Source organism: Microbacterium sp. 05T445 (assembly GCF_056395865.1).
This window is the reverse complement of the sequence record NZ_JBFTKJ010000001.1, coordinates 1,635,253-1,655,215: the sequence shown is the minus strand read 5'-3', so window position 1 is coordinate 1,655,215 and position 19,963 is coordinate 1,635,253. Positions and strand designations below refer to the sequence as shown.

The window sequence follows — 19,963 nt, the reverse complement described above, 5'->3', positions numbered from 1 at the left end:
TGCTCCTCCCGCACAGGTGTGACGGAACCGCCGGGGTGCAGGGGCTCCGTGTTATCCTGAATGCTACTCTTACCGGTTCGAAGCCGGATTCGTGAATGCCCGGGTTTGCGCGGCTGAGAGCCCGCAAAATAGCCCGCGACCTTAAATGAGGGGGTCTCGCATGGGGCGTGGCCGTCAGAAGGCGAAGCACACCAAGATCGCCCGTGAGCTGAAGTACGACACGTACAACGTGAACTACTCCGCGCTCGAGCGCGAGCTCGGCCACCCGTCCGATGGGGACGAGTACGTCGACAAGTGGGCCGACCAGTACAACGACGAGGACGAGGACGAGACATCGCCGCTCTCGTCGTCGCAGGCGTAGTCTCCCTCGCGCAGGTCGTCGCACCGACCTGATACGCTCGCCGGCCCGGTGAGCCGTATTCGGCGTGCGCTGTCGCGTGCCCGCGTCGCCTCACCAGGCGCCGTGGCGGCGCTCCCAGTCGTCCTCGACGGTGTGGGGGCGTGCCGCGACCACGCCGACCGGGATCGCCGCGGCGACGACGAACGCCAGCACGATGAGCGGGCCGGTCCATGAGCCGGTGGCCTCGTGCAGCAGCCCGATGCCCAGCGGGAAGAACGCGGCGATCGCATAGCCGCCGCTCTGCGCGAATCCGCTGAGCGCGACCGACCCCTCGTGGGTGCGCGTGCGCAGGCCCAGCAGCACCAGGATCATCGGGAACAGCAGCGGCGCCAGGCCGAGCAGCACGACCCACAGCCACGTCGCCACGGTCGGCGCGAACAGCAGGCCGGCGATGCCGGCGAACCCGCACACCACCGCGACCCCGAACAGCAGGCGCGTGGCGTTCCAGCGCGTCACCAGCAGCGGGACGGCGAGGGATGCCGGAAGCCCCATGAATCCGAACAGCGACAGCAGCGCGCCGGCCGCGGCCGGGGTGACGCCGGCGATGTCGACGAGGATCGTCGGCAGCCAGGCGAACGACGTGTACGCGAGGCTGCTCGACACCGCGAAGGCCACCAGCAGCGCCCACGCCAGCGGGATCCGCCACATGCGGCCGAACGCCCGGGGGCTCGGCCCTTCGATGTCGTCGTCCTCCTTGGCTGCCTGCGCGGCGCGGTGGCGCATCGCCAGACCGATCCACGGGATCATCGCCACCAGGGCGAAGCCGGCCCACAGACCGAGCGAGACGTGCCAGTCGGTGGCATCCGCCATCGGGACCGCGATGAGCGGAGGCAGGAACGTCGACACGGCCATCGTGGTCGAGAACACCGTCGTCATGAGCCCGATGCGGTCGGGGAAGTACCGCTTCACCAGCGGCGGCAGCAGGATGTTCCCGGTGCCCACGGCCGCGAACACCAGCGCGGTGCCGGCCAGCAGCAGCCCCCAGCTCGGCGCGAAGCTGCGCGCGACGAGTCCCAGGGTGACGACGGCCATGGCGGCGACCGCGAGCCGTTCGAGCCCGAAACGGCGCTCGAGCGCCGGCGTGAGCAGACCGAAGATCGCGAAGCACACCGGCGGCGCGGTGCCGATGAGCCCGATCACCGCCGCCGGGACGGCGAAGTCCTCGGCGATGTGGTCGTACAGCGGCGACAGCGAGGCGACGGCCGAGCGCAGCGAGAACGCGAACAGCACGATGCCGACGAGCGCGAGGGTCCTCCCCTGCCAGAGCGGGCGGGCAGGAGACGACATCACTCCCCAAGCCTACGGGCGGGGGGAGAGCCCGAGGGTCGTCGTCAGCTCTCCTGCGAGCCCTCGACCCACGCGAGGTACTCGTCGGTGACGGTGCCCGTGATGTAGCGGCCGTCGAAGCAGCTCATGTCGAGGTCCTCGACATCCGACCCCTCGAGGATCGCCGCCTTCAGGTCCTCGACCTCCTGGTAGACCATGTAGTCCGCGCCGAGCTCCTCGGCGATCTCGGGGATCGTGCGACCGTAGGCGACCAGCTCGTGCCGGGACGGCATGTTGATGCCGTACACGTGCGGGTAGCGGACGGGGGGCGCGGCCGAGGCGAACGTGACGCTCTTGGCACCGGCATCCCGCGCCATCTGGATGATCTCCTTCGACGTCGTGCCGCGCACGATCGAGTCGTCGATGAGGAGCACGTTCTTGCCCTTGAACTCGCTCGACATGGCGTTGAGCTTCTGGCGCACGCTGCGCTTGCGCGCCGCCTGGCCGGGCATGATGAACGTGCGGCCGACGTAGCGGTTCTTGTAGAAGCCCTCGCGGTACTCCACGCCGAGCTTGCGGGCCACCTGCATGGCCGCGGGGCGGGACGAGTCGGGGATCGGCATGACGACGTCGATCGCCTCTCGCGGGGTGTACTTCGCGATGGTGTCGGCGAGGCGGTCGCCCATGCGCAGCCGCGCCTCGTACACCGAGATGCCGTTCATCACCGAGTCGGGACGGGCGAGGTAGACGTACTCGAACGAGCACGGCACGAGCTTCGGGTCGGCCGCGCACTGGCGGGTGTGCAGGTTGCCCTCGAGGTCGATGAAGACGGCCTCGCCGGGGGCGACATCGCGCACGACCTCGAACTCGCCGTTCTCGAGCACGAGCGACTCGCTCGTGACGACCCACTCGGAGTGGCCGTCCTCGTGGCGGCGGGTGCCGAGGATGAGCGGACGGATGCCGAACGGGTCGCGGAAGGCGAGCAGGCCGTACCCGGCGATCAGCGCGATCGCGGCGTACGACCCCTCGACGCGCTCGTGCACGCGGGTCACGGCCTGGAACACCTGGTCGGGGTCGAGCTCGAGACCCGAGATCGACGACTGCAGCTCGTTGGCCAGGACGTTGACCAGCAGCTCGGTGTCGGACGAGGTGTTGAGGTGCCGGCGGTCCTTGTGGAAGAGCTCCTCGGTCAGCTCGCGCGTGTTGGTGAGGTTGCCGTTGTGCACCAGCACGATGCCGTACGGGGCGTTCACGTAGAACGGCTGCGCCTCCTCCTCGTTGGAGGCGGTGCCCTTGGTCGCGTAGCGGACGTGGCCGAGGCCGATCTCACCGAGGAGCGCGCGCATGTCGCGCGTGCGGAACGACTCGCGGACCTGGCCCTTCACCTTGTGCATGTGCACGACGCCGTTGCGTTCGGCGGTCGAGATTCCGGTGGAGTCCTGACCACGGTGCTGGAGGAGGAGAAGGGCGTCGTAGATCTCCTGGTTGGCGGACCCGCGTCCCACCACTCCGACGATTCCGCACATGGGTGTTGCTTGCTCCGTTGGTTCGTTCTGCCGGCTCAGCGAGCCGCGTGGTCTGCGTACGCGCCGACGAGGCGCACTGCGCCGCCGTCCACGCCCTTGGCGCCCTGCTCCCAGTGGCCGTCGGGACGGTCGCCGCTGCGGACGACGCCCACCTGCCAGGTGGCGATGCCCTCCTGGGAGAGAGCGGATGCCGCCGCCTGCGCCTTGTCGGCGGACACGACGGCGAGGAACCCGATGCCGAGGTTCCACGTGCCCTCGGTCGACTCGAGGTCGAGGTCGCCGAGGTCGGCGAGGACGCGGAACACCGGCGGCGGCGACCACGTCGAGCGGTCCAGCTCCACCCAGGTGTCCTGCGGGAGCACGCGCGCCAGGTTCGCGGCGATGCCGCCGCCGGTGACGTGGCTGAGGGCATGGACGCGCTCGCCCTGGTCGGCGATCAGGCGCAGCAGTGGCTGGGTGTAAAGGCGCGTCGGCTCGAGCAGCGCCTCGCCCCAGGTCGTGCCGAAGTCGGCGGCGTTGTCGCCGTACTGCACGCCGGCGCCGGCGACGATGTGCCGCACCAGCGAGTAGCCGTTGGAGTGCAGGCCGGAGCTCGCCAGGGCCAGCACCGCGTCGCCTTCGCGGACGCGCTCGGCGCCGAGCACCTGCGAGGCCTCGACGACGCCGGTGGCGGCGCCGGCGACGTCGTAGTCGTTGATGCCGAGCAGGCCCGGGTGCTCGGCCGTCTCCCCGCCGACCAGTGCCGTGCCGGTCTCGGCGCAGCCGGCCGCGATGCCGCGCACGATGTCGGCGATGCGCTCGGGGAAGACCTTGCCGCAGGCGATGTAGTCGGTCATGAACAGCGGCTTGGCGCCCACCACGACGATGTCGTCGACGACCATGCCGACGAGGTCCTGACCGATGGTGTCGTGCTTGTCGATGGCCTGCGCGATGGCGACCTTCGTGCCGACGCCGTCGGTGCTGGTGGCCAGCAGCGGCTTGTCGTACGCCTTGAACGCGGTGGCATCGAAGAGTCCGGCGAAGCCGCCGACGCCACCGAGCACCTCGGGACCGTGCGTGCGGCGCACCGCGGACTTCATCAGTTCGACGGCGAGATCACCGGCGGCGGTGTCCACGCCGGCGGCCGCATACGGGTTCACCGGCGGTTCGGGGCGGGAAGGGGCGTCGCGATCGGTTGAGGCCACGGCCACCAGCCTACCGGCGGCCTGGCTGAGCGGATGCCGGGGGTCTGCGCCCGACGGTTCCCGGTGCGCCGTTTCCGGCCGTCGCGTCGGTGCCCGGATCTAGAATGGCGCCATGGGCGGCGCCGGTGCTCCGGAGTGGCTGATCCGCGAAGACGCCGGTCAGCCGGTACTTCTCGCGCTCTACCTGCGCCAGGTGCTCGGCATCCGCTCTCCCGACGAGCTGCCCCACCTGCGGGGCATCCCGCCGCGCGCGAATGATCGCTCGGAGGAGTCGCAGGCGGCGCTCGAACGGCAGTGGCGCGAGTACTGGGCCATGACGGTCGAGCCGCAGGCCCATCCCTCGGCGGTGCCGCTGGATCTCGTCGACGGGTTCGACACGGCGCTGGCGCTGCCGATCGAGGGGTTCGACGGCCTGCGGGCCGCGTTCGAGCCGCACGCGGCCGACGCGATGGAGTTCGCGAAGGCGGCGAACCTGCGCTATCGCAAGGAGGCCGCGCACAGCACGGGCACGGCCTACCGCGCGTACGCCGGGGCGATCGCCGAGCACGAGCGCCAGGTCGGGCGCCGCGCGCACGCGTTCGAGCTGAACGTGCAGGTGCTGCCGCTGACGCAGCGCGGCGTGTGGTGGATCGGTTCCCTCACCATCGCCGTGACCGACGGACTGCGCGGGGACGTCGCGGCCTTCGACGCCGCGATCCACCCGATCATCGCCGAACTGGCGTGAACGTCCGCGCGGCCTCGGCCGCGTGACTCAGTGGCTGGAGCCGTGACCGTTCGTGCCGGGCTCCGGGTCGACGTGCACGGACTCGTGGTCGACCGCGATCTCGTGCGTGCGACGACGCGAGCGACGGTCGAGGAAGAGCGCCAGGACCGCGGCGAGCGCGATGCCGATCGGCGCGCAGATCAGCACGAGGAAGCCGAACACCTGACCCGCCGAGTACTGCACGCCGGTGTTGGGGCTGACCTCGGCGGTGCCGTTGAAGGCGAAGGTGAGGATCATCGCGACCAGGATGCCGAGCGCGGCCCCGGCGACCAGGAACACCGAGATCTTCGGCGCACGCCGCACGTGCACGGTCTCGATGTGGTCCTGGCTGTGCTCGGGCATGCCTCCATTGTCCCACCGTCCGCCTGCGCCCGGGCACCCCACCCGCGGCGAGACCGTGCGTCTTCGGCGTGCACCGGGCCGCGCTGACCTGCCGAGCGTCAGGAGCGCAGCGGCAGCAGCGCCGAGATGTCGGCGCGCGTGCCGGAGGCGAGGATGCGGCCGGCGGCGGCGGCATCCGTCCACTCCTCGGCTCCTGTCGCCAGCGCGATCCAGGTCGCGGCGTCGGTCTCGACGACGTTGGGTGGCGTGCCGCGGGTGTGCCGCGGTCCCTCGACCACCTGCACCGCCCCGAACGGCGGCACCCGCACCTCGACGGAGTTGCCCGGCGCCTTCTCGGCCAGCAGCTGCAGCAGGTAGCGCACGGCCGTCGCGTTGTCGGTGCGGGCGGGGGCGACGGATGCCGCGCCCGCCGCCGCGACCGCGTGCAGAGCGGCGCGACCGTCGTCGGTGGAGATCTTGCGGGCCACGCCTCCACCGTACGCCGGGGTCCGGTCACTGCCGCGCGGCGCTCTCCCGCAGCCCGCCGAAACGGCCTCGGACCCCGCCGGTAGGCTGGAACGCGTGAAGATCCTGGTCCTCGGCTCGGGCGCGCGTGAGCACGCCATCATCCTGGCGCTGCGTGCGGAGGAGGCCGAGCATGAGATCTTCGCGGCCCCCGGCAACGCCGGCATCGGGCAGGACGCGCAGCTGGTCGCGCTGGACGCGAACGACCCCGGCGCGGTCACCGAGTTCGCCAATGAGAACGGCGTCGACCTCGTCGTGATCGGCCCGGAGGCGCCGCTGGTCGCAGGCGTCGCCGATGCGGTGCGCGAGCGCGGCATCCCGGTGTTCGGTCCCGGGCGCGCGGCCGCGCAGCTGGAGGGTTCGAAGGCGTTCGCGAAGAAGATCATGGATGCCGCAGGCGTGCCCACCGGCCGTGCTGTGCGCGCCGCCGATCGTGACGCCGTCGAAGGCGCGCTCGACGAGTTCGGCGCCCCGTACGTCGTGAAGGCCGACGGCCTGGCGGCCGGCAAGGGCGTCATCGTCACGCCGGATCGTGACGCCGCCCTCGCGCACGCCGAGCACTACCTGTCGTCGGGCCCGGTGCTCGTCGAGGAGTTCCTCGCCGGCCCGGAGGTCTCGCTCTTCTTCCTCTGCGACGGCGACCACGTGCTGCCGCTGAGCCCCGCCCAGGACTACAAGCGCCTCCTCGACGGCGACGAGGGCCCCAACACCGGCGGCATGGGCGCGTACTCGCCGCTGCCGTGGCTCGACGGCCGGTTCGGCAGCGAGCGGGAGTTCGTCGACATCGTCACGCGCGAGATCGCCGAGCCCGTCATCCGCCAGCTGGATGCCGAGGGCGCGCCGTTCATCGGGCTGCTCTACGCGGGCCTCATCCTCACCGATGCCGGCGTCAAGGTCATCGAGTTCAACGCCCGCTTCGGCGACCCCGAGACCGAGGTCGTGCTGCCGCGGCTGGTCGACCCGCTGTCGGAGCTGCTGCTGGCGGCGGCATCGGGCCACCTCGAGGACCTCCCGCGCCCCGCGTTCGCCGACGACGTCGCCGTGACTGTCGTGCTCGCGAGCGAGGGCTACCCGGCCGCACCGGCCACCGGCCGCCCGCTCACCGGACTGCGCGAGGCCGCCGCCGTCCCCGGCGTGCACCTCGCCCACGCCGCCACGGCCGAGACCGACGGCGGCCTGGTCGCCACCGGCGGCCGCGTGCTCAACGTCGTCGGCGTCGCCACGACGTTCGCGCAGGCCCGCGATCGCGTCTACCGCGCGCTCGGCGAGATCGGGCTCGAGGGCGGGCAGCACCGCACCGACATCGCCGCGCGGGTCGCCGAGGGCCTCTGAGAACCCGCGCGGCCCGGCTCGAGGCATCCCGCCTCCCCCGCGACCGTCGCGCGGGAGAAGCGTGGCGCCCCGGACCGGGCCGGTCGGGCGTCGGCGATCAGATCACCGCCCGGGCTTGTCCTTGCACGCGTTCGGGTTCGGGCCGTTGCCCTTGTCGTGCCCGTAGGCGTTGCCCTTGCCGTTGCCCGGCCGGCACTTCTCGGGTTCCGGGTCGCCGAGCGGCGTCAGCGGCATGACCCGCAGCGTCGCCGGGGCCTTGCTGCCGAAGAAGTACACGCCGTCCTGGGCGACCGCGGGGTCGTCGCGCAGTTCCGGCGCGAGCGGCGCGATGACGAAGCGGGCGATCTCCTCGTCCGGCGCGGTGAGGACGCGGTGCTCCATCGTCTCGGGATCGATGACGGTGAGCTTCGACGCGACGTCGAGGAGCAGCAGGCCCTCGTGCCACGCGACGCTCATGGGGCGCCACATGCCGTAGCGCGTCACCTCGGGGAAGATGTTCTTCGACTTCTCGGGGATGACCTGCATCGTCGCCGGATCGACCGCGAACACCCAGCCGTCCGTCGTGCCCCACAGGTTGCCGTCGGGGCCGAACGTGAGGGCGCTGATGTGCTTCGGCGACTGGCCCGAGGGCAGGTTCAGCGCGTACTCGCCGGTCTTCTCGCCGCGGGCGACGTCGTAGGTGAACAGCTTCGCCTCGGTGGCGACCGGGTCGGCGCCGAGGCCGCCCACGATCGTGGTCGAACCATAGACGACGCCATCCTTCACGGCGATGCCGATGACGCTCTGGTTCTCGACGATGCCGGTCTCCACCGTCGTCTGGCCGGTCGCCAGGTCGCGGATCGTGAGCGCGCCCTGGTGCTTCCCGTAACCGGGGATCGAGCCGATGAACAGCTTCCCGTCGCTCTCGACCATCTGGTACGGGCGGTCCTGGTCGCTGCCGATCGTGAACACGCGCTCCGTCTTGGGCGCGCCGTCGGCGCCGGTGACCACCTTGTCGATGTGACCGCCGGGGTACAGGCCGAAGTAGGTCGTGTCGCCGACGGTGAGCATCGATTCCGCCTGCTCGGCGGGGAAGTTGCGGAACGCGCCCGTCGTGGTGTCGTACCGGGCTCCGGTGCCGGCCGGGTAGGTGACCATGTACAGCCCGCCGTCCGCGGCCTCGGCGATCGTGTGCAGCGGAGTGCCGGCGCTGGTGCGCACGACGTTCGGCAGCATGACGGCCTGCTTGGTCGCGATGTTGAGCGCCCGCAGCGGCCCCTGACGGGATGCCGTCACCAGCCACTCGCCCGGATACCCGGCCGCGGTGAGATCGACCCAGGCCTGCCCCCGCATCCCGAGCCCGAACGGGATGCCGGTCGCCGCGAACGTCGGCTCGGAACCGGAGAGGTCGACGGCGGTGAGGTTGCCGTTGTGCGTGAGGTAGACGACGTCGCCCTTCGGGGCCAGCTGCGTGAAGCCCGGGATGCCGGCCTGGCTCGGCGTTCCGGGGATCGCCGTCTTGGTGAGCGCGGCCGTGCTCCACTGCTGCGTCCGCAGGTTGTAGAACGCCGTCGCCGACAGGTCGCCGGTGAAGTTCACCAGCAGCCAGTCGCCCACCTTCTGCATGTCGTAGGCCCACGGCAGCTCCGTCACGCCGAAGACCTCGAGCAGCGGGTCGGAGATCCGCACGCGATCGGTCGGGTCGGACACGTTGATCTTCACGACCGCGCCTTTCGCGCCGGTGCCGGCGTAGAGGTACCCGTCGTCGTACTCGATCGAGCGGACGTACTCCTGGCCCTCGACCTGTCCGAAGCGCGTGAAGGCGCCGGTGGCCGCGTCGTAGGCGACGACCTCGCCGGTCTTGTACGTGCCGATGTAGGCGTTGGACTGCTCGTCGATCACCATCGACCAGTTCGAGCTGGCACCGGGGACGACTCCCGCCATCGTGGCCTGGTTGGCCACCGGGTCGTAGATCCACAGCTCGCCGCGCTGCTGGCCCGATTCGCCGACGCCGATGGCGGCGATGTAGACCTTGCCGTTCGGAGCGATCTCGAGCTTCCACACCTGGATCACGCTCGGCATCGGCGCCGACTTCAGGTAGGTGTTCGACGCGATGTCGATCACGTTCAGGAGCGATCCGCTCGAGGACGTCGCGGTGTAGCCCACGGTGCGGCCGTCGAGCTGCCCGAAGGCCATGTCGATGAGGCTCGGCACCTGCACCGGGATGCCGACCTCGGTCTCGGCCCCGAAGGCCACACCGTGGAAGGCGTCTGCGGCGGCATCCGGTGCCTCGGTGGCGGCGGCGGCCGGAACCGCGGAGGCCACGAGGACTGCCGATGCGAGGACGGCGACGGTCGATCTGAGGAGGCGGTTGCGCGCTGAGGCCACGGCTCTCTCCCATCTGACGCACGGGGCGTCTTCGGTTCCGCTCGACGACGCGGCGCGCGCCGACGGCGCTCGGAGACGCCACGATGCATTCCGACATCAAACGAAACTGCTGTTTGTTATTCGAGAGAGTAGTTAAGAACGGGGCGGAAATAAATACCCCATGGCGATGTGATAACTCCATCGCCGCGCCCGCGTGCGAGCCCTCGCACCGCGGTCCGGCGCCGGCTGCTGCTGTCCCGCGCGATCGTCACACGGCCTGACGCTGCTGCAGCAGCGGGCACTCGAACGGGTCCCGCTCGCCGAGCCCGACCCGATTGATGTAGCGGGTGACGATGCGGTACGACTCCCACAGACCCGTCTCGGTGTATCGCACGTCGTGCGCGATGCAGTACGCCCTGATCGTGCCGGAGGCCTCCCTGAGGTGCGGTCGCGGCATCGAGGGGAAGAGGTGGTGCTCGATCTGGTAGTTGAGACCGCCCATCACGACGTCAAGGAACCGGCTGCCGCGGATGTTGCGGCTCATCAGCACCTGGCGGCGCAGGAAGTCGAGCTTGAGGTCTGCCGGCACCAGCGGCATGCCCTTGTGGTTCGGCGCGAAAGACATCCCCATGTAGACGCCGAACAGCCCCAGCTGCACGGCGAGGAAGACCGCGGCGATCCCCGGCGAGAGGACGAGGAACACCAGGGTGAGGTACCCGCCGATCCTGATGGCGAGGAACGCGATCTCGACGCCGCGGCGCCGCAACGGCTCCCGCGAGACCACCCGGCGCACGCTGGAGGCGTGCAGCGACAGGCCCTCGAGCAGCAGGATCGGGAAGAAGAACATCCCCTGGTGCGCCATGACCCAGGCGAGCGCCGGGCCGTACTGCTTCGCGCGGTGCACGACCTGGTCCGGTGTGAACGACACGACAGGCAGCTCGATGTCGGGGTCGGAACCCACCTTGTTCGGGTTCGCATGGTGACGCGTGTGCTTGTGCTGCCACCATCCGTAGCTCATGCCCACCAGGAGGTTGCCGAGCACCATCGACGTCCAGTCGTTCCATCGCCCCGACACGAAGATCTGCCGATGTGCGGCGTCGTGGCCGAGCATCGCGATCTGTGTGAACACGATGGCCAGGCCTGCTCCCATGAACAGCTGCCACCAGCTGTCGCCGATGAGGACGAAGCCCACCAGGGCGGCCGAGAGGACGACGACGGCGCCGATCAGCTTGGCCCAGTAGTACCCGTAGCGGCGTCGCATCAAGCCGCTGGCGCCGACCAGCTTCGCCAGGTCGGTGAAGTCGTTGGGCGCGCGCGTCGTCCGCAGTCCGTCGGCACGGGCTGCGCCGGTGAGTTGATTGGTCATTGCCTCGGCCCCGATCCTCCGGCCGCACGTGCGTACGGGCCGCGGATGTCGGGGTCTGGGGCATCCCTGCGGTCAGGCTACGCCGGTGCCGGCCCCCGCGGGCGGGCTTCCGGCAACCTCCCAGCCCGGCTCACGTCTGGCGGCGGATGAAGCGCATCAGCCAGGCGATCACGGCGATGATGATGATCACGAGGCCGATCCACAGCAGGAACTTGGCCGCCTCGATGAACACGCCCAGCAGGAGCAGGACGATTCCGACGATGAGCAGGATCACTGCGAGTCCGGTCATGACTCCGATCCTGCTCCCGCGAGGGGACGCGCACCACCGGGTTGACAGGCGAGCGAACGCACGCAAGCCGTCCCGCGGAGCGACCGGATGGGCCGCTCCGCGGGATGGGGCCGGTCAGTCGGCCGCGACGGCGGCGCTCGCCTTCTGCCAGTCCTCGGTCGAGGACGTCTTCGGCCCGCGCAGGAAGAGCACGACCACGACGCCGACCAGCATGACGGCGGCGGGGAGCAGGATCGCCTGCGCCATGGCCTGCGAGAACCCGTCGACGACGAACGGCGGAAGCGCGCCCTCGCCGAACCCGCCCGACGCCTCCGACGCACCCGGCAGGTTCGCCTCGAGGCGGGCCTGCATGAACGCGGCGATCGAGGCCGAGCCGATGACCGATCCGATCGTGCGGGTCGTGTTGTAGATCCCCGCGCCGGCGCCGGCCTGTCGCGGCGGGAGGTTGCGCGTAGCGGTCGTCGCCAGCGGGCCCCACATGCCGGCGTTGCCGATGCCCATGAGCGCCGACGGCAGCAGGTACATCCAGATCGGGGTGTCGACGGTCATCAGCGACGAGTACCAGAACAGCGATCCGGCGACCAGGAGCAGACCCGGCACCAGCAGGAACCGCGGATCGGTGCGGTCCAGGAGTCGTCCCGCGAACGGCGCCAGCACACCCGAGAGCACCGCCATCGGGATCAGCAGAAGTGCGGACTCGGTCGGGGTGAGGCCGCGGGCGAGCTGGATGAAGAACATCAGCGGCAGCGACATGCTCGTCACGGTGAACCCGACCATCGAGATCGCGAGGTTCGAGACCGAGAAGTTGCGGTCGCGGAACAGCGGCAGCGGAACGAGGGGCTCGTTCTTGGTGCGTGCCTGCGTCCAGACGAAGACGCCCATGACGACGACGCCACCGGCGATCATCGCCCACACCCACGGCGCCCAGTCGTACTTCTCACCCTCCTGCAGGCCGAAGACGATCAGGAACAGACCGATCGCGCTCAGCACGACACCCACCACGTCGAAGCGGTGCGGGTGCGTCTCGAGCTTGGGCACGAGGATCCAGGCGAGCACGAAGGCGATGATGCCGACCGGGATGTTGATGAAGAAGATCCACTCCCATCCGAGGCCGTCCACCAGCAGGCCGCCGGCCAGCGGGCCGACCAGCGTCGCGACGCCGGCCGTGGCGCCCCACAGCCCCATCGCCGCGCCGCGGCGGTTGGGCGGGAAGGTGCGCGTGATCACGGCCATCGTCTGCGGCGTCATCATGGCGGCGCCGAGACCCTGCACCGCACGGGCGACGATGAGCATCTCGAGCGTTCCCGACAGACCGCACCACAGCGACGCGAGCGTGAACACCGACAGGCCGATGAGGTAGATGTTCTTCGGCCCGAACCGGTCGCCGAGACGGCCGGTGATCAGCAGCGGGACGGCGTACGCGAGCAGGTAGGCCGAAGTCACCCACACGACGTTGTCGAGGTTGTTGGTGTCGGGGTCGAGCGCCGCCTTGATGGCGGGGTTGGCGACCGAGACGATCGTGGTGTCGACCAGGATCATGAAGAACCCGATGACGAGGGCCCACAGGGCCGGCCACGGGCTGCGGGGCTTGTGCCCGGCGGCGTACGCGCCGGTGGGCGGGTGCGCGGCCGAGGCGGTTCCGGATGCCGCGCCCGCGGTGCGGGCTGCGTCCGGGGTGTTCGGGGTGGTCACAGGCGTGCTGCCTTTCTCTGTGCGAGATAGCGTTCGGAGGGCACCGAGGCGGGGCCCCAGGGGAAGTCGGGATCCTCGATGCGCGGGAGGGTGGCATCCATCCACGCGATCTCGGCGTGCAGGAGCGCCTCCTCGCGCGCGAGCTCGAGGAGGTACTGCTCGGGGACGCCCTTCGCGAGCGCCGTGCGGCGACCGTTCGCCAGCGCCTCGAGCTGCTCCACGAGCGCGCCGCGGCGGGCGCGCAGCAGGTCGAGGGCCTCGGCGCGGTCGAGCCCGTGCACCTCGGCGAGCGCGACGCGGAACTCCGCCCGCCGGTCGACGCGGGGAAGCTCTGCCCTGACCCACTGGAGGACGGCTTCGGCGCCGGCCTCGGTCTGCGTGTACGTGGTGCGCTCGGGGCGGTTGCCGTCGCGGTCCACGCCCACTTCGGCCACGAGCCCCGCCCGTTCCAGCCGGGCCACGGTGTGGTAGACGGTGCCGTTCGTGATCGTGACGAGACGGTCGTCGCGCCGCATGTGCATGAGCCGGATCATCTCGTAGGGGTGCATGTCGCCCTCGCTCAGCAGCGCGAGCACCACCACCCCGAGCGGGGTCAGGCGGCCGACGGCATCCTTCACGACGATCACTCCATATCGATTAGTCCACGTGGACTATACGCCTGATCGCCACGATCCGCATCCTCGGGCGAGGGGCCCTGGTGCACTGTCGGACGCCCGTCCTACGGTGGATGTCATGGCAGACAAGAACGCTGCGCGCAGGGAGAAGTTCCCGGAGTCGTACGCGATCTTCGACCCGATCGTGGCGGAGTGGACCGCCCGCCCCGACGTCGAGCTCGGCGCGATGTTCGGCTCCGAAGGGCTGAACGTGCGCGGCAAGGTGTTCGCGTTCGTGACCTTCGAGGGCGCGCTCATGGTGAAGCTGCCCGAGAGCCGCGTCGGCGAACTCGCCGAGGCGGGCGAGGCGCAGCCGGCCGTCATGCGCGGCAGGCCGATGCGCGAGTGGGCGACCGCGGGGACGGATGCCGCGGACCGCTGGCCCGCTCTCGTCGCAGAGGCGTTCGCGCACGTCGACGAGATCACGCCCTGAGCTCGCCCAGGGGCGGCCCCGAAACGCGCCGCAGCCGCACGGGGATAATGGTCGGGTGACGGCTATTCCCACCCCCTCGACCGAGCTGCCCGGCTGGCGCCACGTCTACTCCGGCAAGGTGCGCGATCTGTACGTGCCGAGCGGGACGCCCGAGGGCGGACGCCCGGAGCGGATGCTGGTCGTCGCGAGCGACCGCGTTAGCGCGTTCGACCACGTGCTGTCCCCCGGCATCCCCGGAAAGGGCGAGCTGCTCACCACGCTCAGCCTGTGGTGGTTCGACCAGCTGGCGGGAGCGGACGGCGGGCGCGGCATCCCGAATCACCTCGCCGCGTCGCACGAGCTCACCCTCGGCGCGGACGGCATCGCGAACACCCCCGACGACCTGCAGGCGCTGATCCCGGATGCCGTCGCCGGACGCGCGATGGTCGTGAAGAGCCTCGAGATGCAGCCCATCGAATGCGTCGTGCGCGGCTACCTCACCGGGTCGGGCTGGGCCGAGTATCGCGAGAGCGGCACGGTGTGCGGCATCCGTCTTCCGGACGGCCTCGCCAACGGCGACCGGCTGCCCGAGCCGATCTACACCCCCGCGTACAAGGCGCCGCTCGGCGAGCACGACGAGAACATCTCGTACGAGCGCACCGTCGAGCTCGTCGGCGCCGAGCGCGCGGCCGAGCTGCGAGACCTCTCGCTCGAGATCTACGCCCGCGCGGCGGCCACCGCCGAAGCGCACGGCGTGATCCTCGCCGACACGAAGTTCGAGTTCGGTCTCGACGACAACGGCGTGCTGACCCTCGCCGACGAGGTGCTCACGAGCGACTCGTCGCGCTACTGGGATGCCGCGGCCTGGGCCTCGGGCACGACCCCCGAGCAGCGCATGGCGAGCTTCGACAAGCAGATCGTGCGCGACTGGCTCGCCGCGAACTGGGCGCCGCCGCGCGACGGCGAGCCGCCCGCGCTCCCCGCCGACATCGTCGAGCGCACCACGGCCCGCTACCGCGAACTGCTCGAGCGCCTCTCGGCCGCCTGACGCCGCGGCGCGGCATCCCTCGCCGTCACGCGTTCTTCATCGCCCGCAGCCGCGCGAGCACGGCCGGCGCGCTGCGGTCGAGCTGGGAGCCGCCCACGAGGATGCCGGTCACGAGCACGGCGGATCCGAGCACGATCCCGACCGTGCACGCGACCCAGCTCAGCGTCGGGTTCTGGGTGAAGAAGCCGATCACCCCGATGATCACGGCCGGCGCCGAAAGCACCAGCGCCACCAGCCAGATTCCGAAGAACGCCATGCCCTGCAGGAACGTCGTGCCCGGCACCCGCTTGAACGGGTTGTCGCCGGCGGCCGCCACCGGCACGACGATCTGCGCCGAGGTCACCGCGCACACGCCGTAGCAGGTGAACAGGACACCGAGCGACATGCCGAGGATGCCGGGGAACTGCCCCCAGTCGCCGCCGGCGGCGAACGGGAGGATCACGGCGAGCAGCACGAGCGGCACCGCGAGCGTGCCGGCGGCGAGGATGCGGCCGATCCGGTCCGCGCGTCCGGGGGCGCCCGTGATGAGCTGCGTGCCGAACGCCGTGCCGTCGTACGAGAGGTCTGCCCAGATGACGATGCCGATGACCATCGCGATGATGGGCCCGGAGAACGACAGCGCCACTGTCGCGTCGGCCTCGCGGGCATAGAACCACAGCAGCACCGGCACCAGCGGCACGCCGATGAGCTGACGGAGGTAGCGGGGATCGCGCACCCAGTACGTCAGCGACCGCGCATAGATCGCGCCCGTCGCCCCCGTCGGCACGCGGCCGAAGATCCCGATCGCGCCGGCGCGCACCGCGGCGGCCGAGGCCTGCCGCGGGCGGACCAGGGACCGTCCGAGGGACGCGCGCCACAGCAGCCACAGCACCGCGAGGGTGGCCAGCGCGATGAGGAGCTTCGCCCCGGCGCCGAGCAGGTCGCCGGCCGCGGCAGCCCCCGGTACGGCCCACGCGGCGCCCAGCGGCGTCCACCCGAGCACCGCCGCCGTCGCGGCGACGGTGTCGCCGTTCACGGCGAACCCGGTCGAGAGTCCGACGATGATCGGACCGGCGAGGATCAGCGGGATGAAGATGAGGATGCCGGAGACCTCGCGGAAGCGGCGGCCGCCGCCCAGGCCCGCCGCGACCGACGCCACGGCGCGCGACGCCACGACCGCAGTGAGGACGGCGATCGGGATGCTGAGCAGCCACGCTGCGATCGCCGCCGGCCAGTGCGCCCACGTCGCGATCGTGGCCAGGGCGGCGACGGACGTGATGATGCCCGGGATGCCGCACACCCCCGCGAGCGTCAGCGCCACCATCAGCCGCGACAGCGACATCGGGAAGACGACGAGCCGGTCGGGATCCAGCGTGGTGTCGACCCCGAAGGCGACCAGTGGGACGAGGGCCCAGCCGAGGGTGACCAGCGACCCGGCGCCGACGATGACGCCCGCCGCGAGCGGGAGATCGCCGAAACCGAGCAGCACCAGGGCTGCGACGATCCCCACGAGGACGACGACCCCGTAGACGGCGCCGAAGATGAAGCCGACGAGCTGCCACGGGCTGCGCGCGAGCTGATTGCCGAGGACGCGGAACCGCAGCCTCAGGAGCGTCGCAACCATTCCGGTCCCTCCGTGTGACGGCGACCACCGACGAGTTCGACGAAGCGGTCCTGCAGGGACTGGCCGCCGCGCACGTCGTCGACGGTCCCGGCGACGAGCAGCCGCCCGGCGGCGACGATGGCGACGTGGTCGCACATGCGCTGCACGAGATCCATCGAGTGGCTGGACACGATCACCGTGCCGCCACCGGCCACGTAACCGGTGAGGATGTCCTGGATGTTTGCGGCCGACACCGGGTCGACCGACTCGAAGGGCTCGTCGAGGACGAGCAGCCGCGGGGCGTGGACGAGGGCGCACGCCAGCGCGATCTTCTTGGTCATGCCGGCCGAGTAGTCGACGACCATCGTGCCGGCGGCATCCGTCATGTCCATCAGGGCGAGGAGGTCTGCGGCGCGCCCGGCGATCTCGTCCTGCGGGATGCCGAACAGCAGGCCGTTGTAGGTGACCAGCTGCTCGCCGGTCAGGCGGTCGAAGAGCTTCACGCCGTCGGCGAGGTTGCCCAGCATCCGCTTCGCCGTGACCGGATCGCGCCACACGTCGACGCCGTGGACGAGCGCCTGCCCCGCGTCCGGTGCGAGCAGCCCCGTCGCCATCGAGAGCGTCGTCGTCTTGCCCGCGCCGTTCGGGCCGACCAGTCCGTAGAACGACCCGGTCGGGACCCGCAGGCTGAGGTCGGCGACGGCGAGCTTCTGACCGAACCGCTTGTGCAGACCCCTCAGTTCGAGCGCCGCGGCGCCTGCCCGCGCCGACGGAACGCCGGAGACGGGATCGACCGCGACTGGCGGGGCCGGCGGCAGTGGGGGGATCGCTGAGTCGGTCACATCTCTCCGTCGTGTCGCTGTCGGGCGCCCGGTGCGCTCGTCGCGTCGACCCAGCCTCTCGGATGCCGCTTCCCGGAAGCAACTCGGTGCCCGGACGCTCGCTAGGGTGATGCTCGCACCATTCCCGAGCGCAAGGAGCGCGCATGCCTTTGTGGACCATTCACGGCAACGGCCGGACCGTCGAACCCGGGAAGGTCGTGAAGCCCGACGAGCGCCTGAACTGGCCCGCGACCGTCGCGATCGGCGCGCAGCACGTCATCGCGATGTTCGGCGCCACGTTCCTGGTGCCGGCGATCACCGGCTTCCCCGTCTCGACGACCCTCCTCTTCTCGGGCATCGGAACGCTGCTGTTCCTGCTCATCACGAAGAACCGCCTGCCCAGCTACCTCGGCTCGTCGTTCGCCTTCATCGCGCCGGTGACGGCGGCCACGGCGTCGCAGGGCATGGGGTCGGCTCTCGCCGGCATCGTCGCGGTCGGCGTGCTGCTGGCGGCGGTCGGCTTCATCGTGCAGTTCGCCGGACTCGGCTGGATCGACAAGCTCATGCCGCCGGTCGTCGCCGGCGCCATCGTCGCGCTCATCGGCTTCAACCTCGCGCCGGTGGCGTGGTCGAACTACCAGAAGGCACCCCTCACGGCGACGATCACGCTCGTCTCGGTGATCCTGTTCAGCGTGCTGTTCCGCGGGTTCCTGGGCCGCATCTCGATCTTCCTCGGCGTCATCGTCGGCTACATCGTGGCGCTGGTGAGCGGCGAGGTGAAGTTCGACGCCGTGAACGAGCTCGTCGCGAACGGCCAGTGGATCGGCCTGCCGACCTTCCAGTTCCCGACGTTCGGCGACCCCGGCACGTGGAGCGTCATCGCGATGTTCCTGCCGGTCGTGCTCGTGCTCATCGCCGAGAACGTCGGCCACGTCCGCGGCGTCGCGACGATGACGGAGTCGTCCGTCAACAAGTACACCGGCCGCGCGCTCATCGCCGACGGCGCCGCCACGGTGCTCGCCGGCGGCTTCGGAGGTTCGGGTACGACGACGTACGGCGAGAACATCGGCGTCATGGCGGCGACCCGCGTCTACTCGACCGCGGCGTACTGGGTCGCGGGCCTGTTCGCGATCCTCCTGTCGCTGTCGCCGGTGGTCGGCGCCGTGTTCAACTCGATCCCGGCCGGCGTGCTCGGCGGCGTGACGACGGCGCTCTACGGCCTCATCGGCATCATCGGCATCAAGATCTGGGTCGACAACCGCGTCGACTTCTCGCGTCCGGTGAACCAGTACACCGGCGCCGTGGCGCTCGTGATCGCGATCGCGGGCTTCACGATGCAGTGGGGCGACTTCCAGCTCGGCGCGATCGTCCTCGGCGCCGCGGCCGCGCTGCTGATCTACCACGTGGGCAATGCCATCGCCCGCTGGCGCAAGACCGGCGCCGACGACGGCGGCCCGATCCCCGCCGTCGGCCAGCTCGGCGGCGACCCGCAGTAACCGCGGGGGAATGGCGGACGGATGCCGGAGGTTGAACATTCACGTGAATGAACTGGCCCCGGCATCCGACCGCCTCGCCCCCGACACCGCGATGGGCGCGGTCACGCTGCTGGTGGGCGACCTCGACGGGATGACGGCGTTCTACCGCGACGTCGTGACGCTGCAGGTGCTCTCGGCCGACGGCGACCAGGTCGTGCTGGGCCGCGCCGGGCGCCCGATCGTGGTCCTCAGGCACGAACCTGCGCTGCGGCACGCGACGCCGGGATCCGCGGGCCTGTTCCACACCGCGATCCTGTTCGAGACGCAGGAGGCCCTCGCCGCCGCGCTCTACAGCGTCGCCCGGCACGCGCCGCAGACGTTCACCGGCTCGGCCGACCACCTCGTCAGCGAGGCGTTCTACCTCACCGATCCCGAGGGCAACGGCATCGAGCTGTACTGGGACCGCACCCGCACCGAGTGGTCGTGGACCCACGGCTCCATCGAGATGGCGACGCTCTACCTCGACCCGAACGCCTACCTGCGCGACCATCTCACCGAACGGGCGGCAGAGGGGGCGACCGCGCAGGACGCGGCATCCGTCGGCCATGTGCACCTGTCGGTCGGCGACGTCGCCGGCGCCCGCGCGTTCTACGTCGACGCACTCGGCTTCGACCAGACCGCCGCGATGGGCGACCAGGCGCTGTTCGTCAGCGCCGGCGGCTACCACCACCACATGGCGATGAACGTGTGGAATTCGCGCGGCGCAGGACCGCGGATGCCGGCCCTCGGCCTCGGCCGCGTCGACCTCGACCTGCCCGACGCCGACGCGCTCGGCGAGCTCACCGAGCGCCTGCGCCACCACGGGTTCGAGGTGCGCGACGACGGACGCACGGTGGCGTTCGACGACCCGTGGCTGAACCTCCTGCAGGCGACCGTCCCCGGCCGCAGCTGATCCGGGCCGG

19 protein-coding genes are annotated in these 19,963 nt (G+C 70.8%); 7 read left to right on the top strand and 12 right to left on the bottom strand.

Translation table 11 applies throughout. The features are described from left to right. The first annotated feature begins 160 nt into the window (after positions 1-160). Positions 161-361, top strand: coding sequence for a DUF3073 domain-containing protein (locus tag AC1DDU_RS07950; RefSeq protein WP_477432774.1), 201 nt, complete (start codon positions 161-163; stop codon positions 359-361). Positions 362-451: 90 nt separating this feature from the next. On the opposite strand, the gene AC1DDU_RS07945 is transcribed toward AC1DDU_RS07950, so the two are convergent. From AC1DDU_RS07945 to purM, 3 genes are read right to left on the bottom strand one after another with little or no spacing between them, the layout of a single operon-like run. Next, the gene (locus tag AC1DDU_RS07945; protein ID WP_477432772.1) at positions 452-1,687 is read right to left on the bottom strand and encodes a CynX/NimT family MFS transporter; all 1,236 of its coding nucleotides are present in this window, start codon (positions 1,685-1,687) and stop codon (positions 452-454) included. Positions 1,688-1,731: 44 nt separating this feature from the next. Continuing rightward, the gene (gene purF / locus AC1DDU_RS07940) at positions 1,732-3,192 is read right to left on the bottom strand and encodes an amidophosphoribosyltransferase (RefSeq protein ID WP_477432770.1); all 1,461 of its coding nucleotides are present in this window, start codon (positions 3,190-3,192) and stop codon (positions 1,732-1,734) included. 35 nt (positions 3,193-3,227) lie between these two features. Beyond that, on the bottom strand, positions 3,228-4,376 hold the full coding sequence (purM, locus tag AC1DDU_RS07935; RefSeq protein WP_477432768.1) for a phosphoribosylformylglycinamidine cyclo-ligase: 1,149 nt from the start codon (positions 4,374-4,376) through the stop codon (positions 3,228-3,230). Positions 4,377-4,488: 112 nt separating this feature from the next. On the opposite strand from purM, the gene AC1DDU_RS07930 reads away from it, so the two are divergent. After that, positions 4,489-5,100 carry a zinc-binding alcohol dehydrogenase gene (locus AC1DDU_RS07930; RefSeq protein WP_477432766.1) on the top strand — a complete coding sequence of 204 codons (612 nt, stop codon included), beginning with the start codon at positions 4,489-4,491 and terminating at the stop codon, positions 5,098-5,100. Positions 5,101-5,127: 27 nt separating this feature from the next. Here the strand turns inward: AC1DDU_RS07930 and AC1DDU_RS07925 are convergent, their stop codons facing one another. Together AC1DDU_RS07925 and AC1DDU_RS07920 are read right to left on the bottom strand one after the other, a co-directional pair. Further along, a complete protein-coding gene (locus tag AC1DDU_RS07925) occupies positions 5,128-5,481 on the bottom strand; it encodes a potassium transporter Trk (protein ID WP_477432764.1) in 354 nt (117 codons plus the stop codon). Positions 5,482-5,579: 98 nt separating this feature from the next. Further along, positions 5,580-5,948, bottom strand: coding sequence for a sterol carrier family protein (locus AC1DDU_RS07920; RefSeq protein WP_477432762.1), 369 nt, complete (start codon positions 5,946-5,948; stop codon positions 5,580-5,582). Between the two features lie 94 nt (positions 5,949-6,042). Between AC1DDU_RS07920 and purD the strand changes: the two genes are divergently transcribed. Then, entirely contained in the window at positions 6,043-7,317 is a 1,275-nt protein-coding gene (gene purD, locus AC1DDU_RS07915) for a phosphoribosylamine--glycine ligase (RefSeq protein WP_477432760.1), read from the top strand. Between the two features lie 102 nt (positions 7,318-7,419). Here the strand turns inward: purD and AC1DDU_RS07910 are convergent, their stop codons facing one another. From AC1DDU_RS07910 to AC1DDU_RS07890, 5 genes are all read right to left on the bottom strand, one after another. Then, positions 7,420-9,684: an NHL repeat-containing protein gene (locus tag AC1DDU_RS07910; RefSeq protein WP_477432758.1), complete on the bottom strand. Its 2,265-nt coding sequence runs from the start codon at positions 9,682-9,684 to the stop codon at positions 7,420-7,422. Between the two features lie 247 nt (positions 9,685-9,931). Next, positions 9,932-11,029 (bottom strand): fatty acid desaturase family protein, encoded by a 1,098-nt coding sequence (locus AC1DDU_RS07905; protein WP_477432756.1) that lies wholly within the window; start codon positions 11,027-11,029, stop codon positions 9,932-9,934. Between the two features lie 130 nt (positions 11,030-11,159). Beyond that, the gene (locus AC1DDU_RS07900; protein WP_308866175.1) at positions 11,160-11,318 is read right to left on the bottom strand and encodes a hypothetical protein; all 159 of its coding nucleotides are present in this window, start codon (positions 11,316-11,318) and stop codon (positions 11,160-11,162) included. A 114-nt stretch (positions 11,319-11,432) separates the two neighbouring features. Then, entirely contained in the window at positions 11,433-13,010 is a 1,578-nt protein-coding gene (locus AC1DDU_RS07895) for an MFS transporter (protein WP_477432754.1), read from the bottom strand. Beyond that, positions 13,007-13,636: a PadR family transcriptional regulator gene (locus tag AC1DDU_RS07890; RefSeq protein ID WP_477432752.1), complete on the bottom strand. Its 630-nt coding sequence runs from the start codon at positions 13,634-13,636 to the stop codon at positions 13,007-13,009. The genes AC1DDU_RS07895 and AC1DDU_RS07890 overlap by 4 nt, the downstream gene beginning before the upstream one ends. Before the next feature lie 106 nt (positions 13,637-13,742). Here AC1DDU_RS07890 and AC1DDU_RS07885 point away from each other — a divergent pair, with 106 nt between their 5' ends. Next, on the top strand, positions 13,743-14,096 hold the full coding sequence (locus AC1DDU_RS07885; RefSeq protein ID WP_477432750.1) for a hypothetical protein: 354 nt from the start codon (positions 13,743-13,745) through the stop codon (positions 14,094-14,096). Between the two features lie 64 nt (positions 14,097-14,160). Continuing rightward, positions 14,161-15,123: a phosphoribosylaminoimidazolesuccinocarboxamide synthase gene (locus AC1DDU_RS07880; protein ID WP_477433469.1), complete on the top strand. Its 963-nt coding sequence runs from the start codon at positions 14,161-14,163 to the stop codon at positions 15,121-15,123. A gap of 25 nt (positions 15,124-15,148) precedes the next feature. Here AC1DDU_RS07880 and AC1DDU_RS07875 read toward each other — a convergent pair whose 3' ends face one another. Then, positions 15,149-16,726 (bottom strand): hypothetical protein, encoded by a 1,578-nt coding sequence (locus tag AC1DDU_RS07875; protein ID WP_477432748.1) that lies wholly within the window; start codon positions 16,724-16,726, stop codon positions 15,149-15,151. Continuing rightward, complete coding sequence (locus AC1DDU_RS07870) at positions 16,708-17,547, bottom strand: ABC transporter ATP-binding protein (RefSeq protein ID WP_477432746.1); 840 nt, start codon at positions 17,545-17,547, stop codon at positions 16,708-16,710. The genes AC1DDU_RS07875 and AC1DDU_RS07870 overlap by 19 nt, the downstream gene beginning before the upstream one ends. A gap of 143 nt (positions 17,548-17,690) precedes the next feature. Between AC1DDU_RS07870 and AC1DDU_RS07865 the strand changes: the two genes are divergently transcribed. Together AC1DDU_RS07865 and AC1DDU_RS07860 are read left to right on the top strand one after the other, a co-directional pair. Then, positions 17,691-19,022 (top strand): uracil-xanthine permease family protein, encoded by a 1,332-nt coding sequence (locus tag AC1DDU_RS07865; RefSeq protein ID WP_477432744.1) that lies wholly within the window; start codon positions 17,691-17,693, stop codon positions 19,020-19,022. Positions 19,023-19,113: 91 nt separating this feature from the next. Continuing rightward, positions 19,114-19,953 carry a VOC family protein gene (locus AC1DDU_RS07860; protein WP_477433467.1) on the top strand — a complete coding sequence of 280 codons (840 nt, stop codon included), beginning with the start codon at positions 19,114-19,116 and terminating at the stop codon, positions 19,951-19,953. Positions 19,954-19,963: the final 10 nt, after the last annotated feature.